This window comes from Armatimonas sp., assembly GCF_964826245.1.
The window spans coordinates 1-5,945 of sequence record NZ_CBAYMC010000249.1 but is presented as its reverse complement, the minus strand read 5'-3'; the positions used below and the strand labels follow the sequence as shown (position 1 = coordinate 5,945).

The window sequence follows — 5,945 nt, the reverse complement described above, 5'->3', positions numbered from 1 at the left end:
AAGTCACGCAGGCAGCTTCCATCGCGCGTGTCCCAGTCGGTGCCGTAGACGAAGAACTTTTCTCTCCGGCCCAGTGCGGTGTCTAAAAGAAGTGGCAGGGCGTGCTGCTCGGGGCTGTGGTCTTCGCCAAGGCGGCCCTGGGAGTCGGCACCCGCGGCGTTAAAGTAGCGCAGGCTGACACTGGTGAGGCCAAAGGCGTGCTCGTAGTCCTTCAAGATGCGCTCGAACATGAGCTTGGTCTCGCCGTAGGGGTTGGTAGTCTTCTGCGGATGATCCTCAGGGATGGGGAGAGTCTGCGGCTCACCAAACGTCGCGGCGCTCGACGAGAAGATCAGGTGCTTCACCCCGTTGTCCAGCATCGCCCCCAGAAGCGCAAGGCCCTTGGTGATATTGCCTTCGTAGTACTTGCGTGGGTCAGCCACGGAGTCCGGCACCGAGGCATAGGCCCCAAAGTGCATCACCGCATCCACGTTGTACTGACGGATCGCCTTTCCCACGGCAGCACTGTCGCCATAGTCGGCATAGACAAAGGGCACGTCCAGAATCTTAACGGCCTTGCGGTGCCCTAGCTCGAAGTTATCGAGAATGACCACCTCATGGCCACTTTCCTTTAGATACAAGGAAGCATGAGAGCCAATGTAGCCCGCGCCACCCACCACGAGAATCGACAAGAAAGTTTCCTCCAGATTTTGTTTAGAATCTTTATTCTATCAGGCTAGTCTGCCAAAGCGAGCGATCCCATGGGATCCCAGGGATCTAGCGGGACAAGGGACTGATTGAGCAGCGCAAGGAGCTCTTGGGAAAGATATTTTTTCTCCACCGCCACCTCGTACATGTACTCATCGAACCAGGAGTCGGTCATGGCCATGAAGCCCTTATCGCCACCCTGCTCGCCCCAGGAGTTCTCAATCCGCCACTTACGCGGCTGATTGTCCTCATCGAGATCTACGCCGGTGAGCACCATGGCGTGGGTCATCAGGCTCTGGCCGTAGTCGAGGCGTGCGGCTTTGTCCATACCAAGGCTGGTTCCGTAGAGCAGCTCGTATTCAAAGAGTTCTAGGTCCATCAAACCAAGATCACGATCCATTTGCTTGCCGACATCGCAGCCAAACCAGACCGGCTTGCCATCTTGGATCATTGCCTGGGTCGCCGCCTTGAGAGTTGCCATCTCGACATTGAGGTACTGAATCGGCTGCCCTCCGACGACGTTTCCGAGATAGGCAATCGTGTAGGGCGTGTTGTAGCTCTTGGTGGTTTGGGGACAGTGGATCAGGCAAACTAGCTCGTCAAGCTCCGTCGTAACGTATTTTTCCCGGAACTGCTGTGGGGTAAGCACGCCGTCGCGGTGGAAGTTCTTGTCTTTATCACGCCACTGCCACAAAAACTCGGTGGGCGGCTCGCCCAGATGCGTCACCAGCATCCGGTAGAGTGCTGGCACGAGCGCATCTTTCTGCATGCGTAGCTCGGCCTCACTAGCTCCCGCCTTATGGGTCGCACGTAGCTCACCGGCGGCCTGACGTAGCTTGAGGGTCATGAGCGCGTTCATGTCAGCGGAGCGCGACGAGCTCTCGGTCTCGGGCATGGCCTCTTTGGGAACGACGCCATATTTTTTTACCAGCGCGGCAAACATGTCCCACTGCCCACCATCTTGAAGCGGGCTAGCACAGAGCCAGTCCAGAAGTCGGCTGCCCACGGGCTCATCGAGAGTGGCGAGGATATTTTCGAGAAAGTAGTTTGCCTTCTCCAGCTTGTCCCAGAACATCAGGTAGTTCTGCGAGAGCTCGAAGTCCTCCACGCCCAGTGTCTCCGCGATTTGCGTGCGGAAAAGATTGAGACCCGCAAAGAGCCAGCAGCGGCCTGAAGCATTTTGTGCGGTGGTCTTGCCCGTCAAAACGGAGTGGGAGTACGTGTGCGTCAGCCGCGTGACCGCATCCCGGTTCAGCGCGACGGCTTTGATCGCGGTCTTAGCGACTGCATTACGAGCGATCCGCGCCACGGGGTCGGAAGCGAGCGTGGCGCGGCAGTGCGTGAGGACCTCGTCGGTGAGGGAAGTGGGCATCGAGGTCTACTGCCTTGGCGCAATCACAATATAGCGATTAGGCTCTTCACCCTCCGAGTAGGTCTGAATGTCGGTGCGCTCGGTGAGGACCTGGTGGACGATACGGCGCTCAAGAGGCGGCAGCGGGTCTAGCACGGCCTCTTGACCTGTCGAGGCCACTTGATCGGCAAGCTCGTTGGCCATGTCCGTGAGCATCTTCTCGCGGCGCAAACGGTAGCCATCGGCGTCAAAAGTGACGCGAAGTCGTCCACGGCCCTGCCCCATGATGCTATTGATCGCGATAACCTGAAGCGCATCGAGAACCTGACCGCCCCGCCCGATGAGCTGCTTGGCGTCCGTTCCCTGGAAACCAATCAGCACGCCCTCGGGCTCGTCCCGCGTAATCTCCGCCGTCACGTCTAGCCCCGTGGTTTCGGCAAAGCCCTGAGCAAACTCCAGCACCTGCGCCTTGAGATCCTCCATCATCTACTCCTATTTCTTCTTCTGATTTTTGGGCGAGATTAGCTTCGGATTTGCTGCCAGACTCGCACCCGATTTGGCATTATCCCCTGAAGTGCCTTCCGCTGCCAGTACGACGGGGCCAGTCCCTTCGTCTTTGGTCATGCGGTTCATCAAGAACTGTCGCAGCATTCCTAGGAGCGTCGAGACAAAGTAGTACAGGACAAAGGCCGACGACACCTGGCTATTGAACATGAACATGAAGTACATGACCGGCATGAAAGTCGTCATGGCCTTCTGCACTTCTGCTTGTGTGGGGTCGGTCGGAGGGGGCAGGAGCTTGGACTGAAGAAACTGCGCAACGGCATAGAGCAGTAGGAGCAGAATGTCCAGCTCCCCTAAGTGATGGGCAACCGCGCCCGTGAGAGGCGACGGCCACTGGAGACTCGCGAGGCCATTTGCCTGGTTGATCCAAAGAAAGTGCGTGTTGTTGAAATGGAACTGGTAGCTCTGGATGAGCTGGAACATCGCAAAGAAAATTCCCATTTGGGGAATGATCATCCAGCAGCCCTGCATCGGATTAACGCCGTGCTGTCGGTTGAACTCGCCCATCTTCTGCTGCATGAGCATCGGATCTTCTTTGTAGCGCTCCTGGATCTTCTTGATCTCAGGCTGGTACTTCGCAAGCTCTTTGAAAGACTTGTATTGTTTGAGCTGAAGCGGCCACATGATAATCGCCACAAAGATGGCAATCACAAAGATCGCAATAACCGGTGAGCCTTCGGGGTTACCTCCACAGAGATTGACCAGCCCATCCATGATCTTGTAGGCAACTCCCTTCGAGTTGTCCTTGTCCATCTTGAGGCCAAGTGCATCTAGCTTTTCCACGAGGGCAGTTTTTTCAGGGCTCTCGACCTTCGCCACTTGGCGCACTTGTTGTTTGAGCTGAACCCAAGCCTGGTAGTCGTTCTTGAGATGGGCAATGCTCAGGTCTGCAGCGACCACGGCGGCCTTCATCCCCTCAGGCTGGGTGATGAATTTATTGGCAACGGCTCCATAGAACCCCGCGGCTTCCTGCCAGAGAGCAGCCTCTTGAGTGGACTTACTCTTCTGAGCCTCTTCAGCAGTTTTTACCTTCGCTTCGGCGGCGACGATGGCCTGTGCAGGAGTGTCTGGAACGACATAGTTGGGGCCACACCCCGCCCCGAAGAGCAGGGTGAGCGTCAAGAGCGCTAGGGCTAGAAAAGTGGAGACGTGTCGGGAAAGGGTCACTTCAGTCTTATCCTTCGTTTGAGGGAGCGAGTCCGGGGACAGGATCGTGGCCACCGGGATGAAACGGATGGCAACGACAGATACGCTTCATGCCCAGCCAGCTCCCTCGGAGGGGGCCGTAGGCCTGAATGGCCTGTGCGGCATACTCGGAGCAAGAGGGGGTGAACCGGCAGGTAGAAGGAGTGTAGCGAGAAACACGCTGGTAGCCACGAATCAGCCCCAGAAAGAGGATCTGCGTCCCCTCGGAGAGGAGAGAAGAAACTTCTTGGAGCTTGGTTCGTGTTTTCTGCCTGCGCCCTGTTTTCATCGCTCGTCGTGTCCTTCTTGCGAGTCACTGTCCCTCAAGACCCCTGCCTGCTGGAAAAGTTGCACAGCAGCCACTTGGAGCTCGGTAAACGCCAGCGCAAGCGCCGGGGTACGAACCACAAGTATCAGATCACAGCTTCCCAACCGTGGCAAGAGAGGCAAACAGATTGCCCGAAGGCGACGCTTAACCCGGTTCCGGTCGTGCGCCTTGCCTGCTACCTTCTTTGATACGACAAAACCAAGCCGAGGCGTTCCCTCATGCAGACGCCCTACATAGAGTGTTAGCGCCGGATGATCCATCCGACGCCTCCTCTGGTAGGTTACCTGAAAATCCCGTGTACGGACAAGCCGTTGGGCACGCGGCAACATTTTTAGGAAGACAACAAGAGCGTCTTATCTAAGCTAGTGCTTGTGGGCAAAAACCGTCAGAGCATGTCGCCCCTGCTGACGACGCCTGCTGAGCACACGACGACCCGTGGGGGTCTGCATACGGGCACGGAAGCCATGCACGCGCAGACGGCGGCGGTTCTTAGGCTGGAAAGTTCGCTTCATTTTTCTCTACTCACTCCGAAAATTTTAGACGGCGTAAAAACGGCGCGGATCACTCCGCGCCGCACACACAGACGGTCATCTTATCACGGCTCATAGCCTCGCGCAATATTACCAATCGCAGACAGAGCCATCTTCGTCGTAGAGGTGCGGAGGTTTCCAGTCGTGGCCGAGTTTTTCGGCGATGGCATCTTCGTCTAGCTCGATTCCCAGACCGGGCTTTTTGGGAAGTGGGACGTAGCCATTCTCGGGGACGAAGGGCTCTTTTAAATAGCCTTCGCCCATGTTGACCTGCTCCTGAATCAGAAAGTTCGGGATACTAGCGTCCAATTGTAAGCTGGCCGCAAAGGCAATGGGGCCGAGCGGGCAGTGCGGCGCGATCCCCGCGTAGTAGGCCTCCGCCATGCCCGCAATCAGGCGCAGCTCGAAGATGCCACCTGCATGGGAGATATCGGGCTGCAAGATCACAGCGGCGCGTTTTTCCAATACCTCACGAAATGCCCACTTGGTGAAGAGGCGCTCGCCCGTTGCGATCGGAATGTGGGTCTTTTTTGCCATGTCCGCCAGAATATCCACGTACTGACAGTTCACGGGCTCCTCAATAAACATCGGCTGATACGGCTCCAGCGCCTTGATCAGCAGCATCGCCGTGGCGGGTGGCACGGCCCCGTGAAAATCAATCGCGATATCAATGTCGGGGCCCGCTGCCTCGCGCATGGCGGCGAACTTGTCGCGGACGGTCTCAACAAAGCCTGGTGTCTCGATCATGCGCGGAGGACGGCCTCCGGAAACGCCAGTTTTGATCGCGGTGTAGCCTTGCGCGAGCTTCGCCCGAACATTGGCCGCACTCTGCTCCGGGTCATCGCCCAGGCCACAGTGGGAATAGACACGAATCTTATCGCGCGTCGGGCCGCCGAGTAGCTCATAAACAGGCACACCCAGCGCCTTGCCCTTGATGTCCCAGAGGGCCTGCTCCACTCCGGAGAGCGCGCTGGTCAAGATCTCGCCACCACGATAGAACGCATGCCGGTAGATCGCCTGCCAGTGATGAATAATCTTGGTGGGATCTTGCCCAATCAGCTCGCTCTCTAGCTCTTTGACAGCCATCGCGCACGTCTCCGCACGGCCTTCAAGGAGCGGCTCCCCTAGCCCCACAATCCCTGCATCGGTGTGGATCTTTAGAAACAGCCAGCGTGGCTGAACCAGAAATGTCTCAAGCTTTGTAATTTTCATGCACGTAGGATACCTGAGTTTTCTTGTGGATAACAGGTACAATACCCGCATGCAAAGTGCCGCATCGAAGCCAAAAATCGCCGCTCAA

General features: G+C 57.1%; 8 protein-coding genes. All 8 read right to left on the bottom strand.

What is annotated here, in order from left to right:
* Window positions 1-671, bottom strand: a 671-nt coding sequence (gene galE, locus AC1XOS_RS18680; RefSeq protein ID WP_481963730.1) for a UDP-glucose 4-epimerase GalE, incomplete at its 3' end; no start/stop codon positions are given.
* A 44-nt stretch (window positions 672-715) separates the two neighbouring features.
* Window positions 716-2,059 (bottom strand): C1 family peptidase, encoded by a 1,344-nt coding sequence (locus tag AC1XOS_RS18675; RefSeq protein ID WP_481963729.1) that lies wholly within the window; start codon window positions 2,057-2,059, stop codon window positions 716-718.
* A gap of 6 nt (window positions 2,060-2,065) precedes the next feature.
* Window positions 2,066-2,524, bottom strand: coding sequence for a Jag family protein (locus AC1XOS_RS18670; RefSeq protein WP_481963728.1), 459 nt, complete (start codon window positions 2,522-2,524; stop codon window positions 2,066-2,068).
* 6 nt (window positions 2,525-2,530) lie between these two features.
* Window positions 2,531-3,769: a YidC/Oxa1 family membrane protein insertase gene (locus AC1XOS_RS18665; RefSeq protein ID WP_481963727.1), complete on the bottom strand. Its 1,239-nt coding sequence runs from the start codon at window positions 3,767-3,769 to the stop codon at window positions 2,531-2,533.
* A gap of 7 nt (window positions 3,770-3,776) precedes the next feature.
* The gene (gene yidD / locus AC1XOS_RS18660) at window positions 3,777-4,001 is read right to left on the bottom strand and encodes a membrane protein insertion efficiency factor YidD (protein WP_481963731.1); all 225 of its coding nucleotides are present in this window, start codon (window positions 3,999-4,001) and stop codon (window positions 3,777-3,779) included.
* Window positions 4,002-4,072: 71 nt separating this feature from the next.
* The gene (gene rnpA, locus AC1XOS_RS18655) at window positions 4,073-4,444 is read right to left on the bottom strand and encodes a ribonuclease P protein component (protein ID WP_481963726.1); all 372 of its coding nucleotides are present in this window, start codon (window positions 4,442-4,444) and stop codon (window positions 4,073-4,075) included.
* 33 nt (window positions 4,445-4,477) lie between these two features.
* Window positions 4,478-4,627 (bottom strand): 50S ribosomal protein L34, encoded by a 150-nt coding sequence (gene rpmH, locus AC1XOS_RS18650; RefSeq protein WP_481963725.1) that lies wholly within the window; start codon window positions 4,625-4,627, stop codon window positions 4,478-4,480.
* Window positions 4,628-4,735: 108 nt separating this feature from the next.
* Window positions 4,736-5,857, bottom strand: a complete 1,122-nt coding sequence (dgoD, locus tag AC1XOS_RS18645) for a galactonate dehydratase (RefSeq protein WP_481963724.1) — start codon at window positions 5,855-5,857, stop codon at window positions 4,736-4,738.
* Between the last annotated feature and the right edge of the window lie 88 nt (window positions 5,858-5,945).